Here is a 341-nt window from a genome sequence, read left to right as displayed (position 1 = left end):
TTTGTCCATGGCCCGGAGCAGGTTCAGGGTTCCCACGATGTTGTTGTGGTAGTACGCCAGGGGCTCCTGGACGGATTCTCCCACGGCCTTGAGGCCGGCGAAGTGGATCACGGCGTCGATCCGGTGCTGCTCAAAAACCTGCTCGACGGCGGGCTCGTCCACGAGGTCCACCCGGTGGAAGGCCGCGGTCTTGCCGGTCAGTTCGGCGACCCGGCGGAGGGACTCCTCGCTGGAGTTCACCAGGTTGTCGATGACAACGACGTCGTGGCCGGCTTCCTGAAGGGACAGAACGGTGTGCGAGCCGATGTAGCCGGTGCCACCGGTGACAAGAATTCTCATGG

1 protein-coding gene is annotated in these 341 nt (G+C 63.6%); it reads right to left on the bottom strand.

The genetic code is table 11. The features are described from left to right. Positions 1–339 (bottom strand): SDR family NAD(P)-dependent oxidoreductase (locus J1902_RS19185; protein WP_207617947.1); only part of this gene is annotated, 339 nt, incomplete at its 3' end. Positions 340–341: the final 2 nt, after the last annotated feature.

This window comes from Arthrobacter cavernae (assembly GCF_017368795.1).
GTDB classification, from domain to species: domain Bacteria; phylum Actinomycetota; class Actinomycetes; order Actinomycetales; family Micrococcaceae; genus Arthrobacter; species Arthrobacter cavernae.
Note: the sequence above shows the minus strand (reverse complement) of the source record. Positions and strands in the feature narration are given on the sequence as shown.